Here is a 1,897-nt window from a genome sequence, read left to right as displayed (position 1 = left end):
GATAACCGAGAATTATCAGACCATTGGTACGAGTTTGTTTGCACACCGCTTGGGGGCTTCGTCAGGACTTCATCGGCGGGACAGAGCGTTTTCTAATCGATCTTGCCAAGGAGCTCCGCACGTTTGGCTTTGACGCGTTTGTTGTTTGCTCGAACATGCAACCCGAGATCGAGGTGGAAGGTGTAAAGGTCATCGGACGCGTGCCTGAGAGCTTCCAAGAAGAGTTTCGATCAAGCGACCCAAACATTGCCGAGTTCATGAGAAGCGCAGTCTATCGCGACACTGCATCGGCTCAGTCTCTCCGAAATGTCTCAAACTACGTCGAAGAACAGCTTCAAGGCATAGACGCTGACATTTTGCACCTAAATGCTTTTTCAGCGGCAGTATACTTCGAAACTGATAGGCCTTTGGTCGTCACTAACCACGAGAACGAACTGGAACTCGATCGATTTTGGGGCGAAGGGTCGTTTGCGACGATGGTAGAGTTGATCAGATCAGATCCTAAGGCTCTCGGGTCAACAGACCGCCTGTTCACCCCCAGCCATCACTATGCCGGAAAATACACCCTCGAGTTGGGTCGGAAAATCGAAGCCAACCCATTGGGGACCGATCTTCAGAGGTTTGGAAGGCTTGGTCGCAAGACGCATTCAGCGGATCGGACCGTGCTCGTGCCTTCGCGCTTCTTTCCTGGCCAAAAGGGGCAAGACGTTGCTCTGAGCGCTTGCAGGCTACTGAAAGATGAGGGGCACACGAGGTTCAAGTTTCTGTTCACCGGGGTGCGAGAGTACTACTTGTCTGAGGTGGAAAAGTTTCGTGACGACGCTAGGGCGCTCCAAGTCGAGGACGCAGTCACCATAAAATCGTTCGCATCGATGGATGAGGCCTACCAACAAACGGACATCGTCGTATCGCCTGAGCGATACTGTTCATATGGCTTATCGATCACAGAGTCCCTAGCAAGTGGGCGACCCACAGTCCTCACTCGCATACCAACATACCTCGAGATAGCAAGACGCTTTCCTCACGCGCATTTCGTGCCAGTCGATGATCCATCAGCTTTGGCAAAAGCGATCGTTGCCGCCGACAATCAGACGGACACCGAAACGGCGTCAATCCTTTTCCGGCTGAACAACGACTTCAGGTCGTGCGCCGAACGCTACGCGCGGACATATCTAGATCTGCTTGGTGTAGATGGATCGACGGAGAAGTAGGCGGCGCAACCGATCAAGCAGTGTCAGCTTGGTCTTCTTTATCCGAACGTTTCCGCGGTCGACGAAGAGTTCGAAGTCGAGAGGTGTTGGGTAGTCGTTGGCAGGACATACCAGCACCCTGCATCTCAAGGGCTTATCGCTGCGCATACGTGTTCGGACGCGCCTCCATCCAAACTCCGAAGGAAAGATAAAGTATTGCTTTCCGTTGGAGTTGAAGTGCTTGCACAGGTCAATGGCCTGTGTGGTACCCGGATTGATTTCAACTTGAGCGGGATTTCCTAGTGCTGACCAGCACAGTTGATCGTTTTCGACCGTGCGTTGTGAATCGGGCTGGATCAGCTGATAGCGCGGGTACTCAAGATCTAGTTTTTCGTCCTTGTACTCGTGGAGATTCTCTTGGGCCTCCGCTTCCGATGGGTCTAAGATGAGGCTCTGGCTCTCACCAAATATCGAAAGTGTGCACAAGCACTTTTCGGCAGCGTTTCGACCGACATTACCAACCCTGATAGAGAGGAACTGTCCGTCGTTTTGCTGAAAGACCACTGGCTGACGATATTGGATCGTGACGCTTGGCTTGTCGACTATCCTGTACAGCTCTCTTCCAAGAAGACCGCCGATCAGCAGGCTGATAAGGGCGCCCGTAACATCCTCAAATGGCCACATCGGTAGGATAATTCTCGGTTATC

At 52.5% G+C, this 1,897-nt stretch carries 2 protein-coding genes; one reads left to right on the top strand and one right to left on the bottom strand.

From position 1 onward, the window contains the following. Positions 1 to 38: 38 nt before the first annotated feature. Positions 39 to 1,211, top strand: a complete 1,173-nt coding sequence (locus tag SLH47_RS26230) for a glycosyltransferase family 4 protein (RefSeq protein WP_320244085.1) — start codon at positions 39 to 41, stop codon at positions 1,209 to 1,211. On the opposite strand, the gene SLH47_RS26225 is transcribed toward SLH47_RS26230, so the two are convergent. Beyond that, entirely contained in the window at positions 1,173 to 1,874 is a 702-nt protein-coding gene (locus SLH47_RS26225) for a hypothetical protein (RefSeq protein ID WP_320244084.1), read from the bottom strand. The genes SLH47_RS26230 and SLH47_RS26225 overlap by 39 nt on opposite strands. Positions 1,875 to 1,897 lie beyond the last annotated feature (23 nt).

Origin of the sequence: Cognatiyoonia sp. IB215182 (genome assembly GCF_033963905.1) — a bacterium.
Classification (GTDB): domain Bacteria; phylum Pseudomonadota; class Alphaproteobacteria; order Rhodobacterales; family Rhodobacteraceae; genus Yoonia.
This window is presented reverse-complemented; position numbering and strand designations above follow the sequence as displayed.

Excerpts from the sequence above, each read along its gene's own strand:
- SLH47_RS26225 (WP_320244084.1), bottom strand. The coding sequence starts at position 1,874 with ATGTGGCCATTTGAGGATGTTACGGGCGCCCTTATCAGCCTGCTGATC.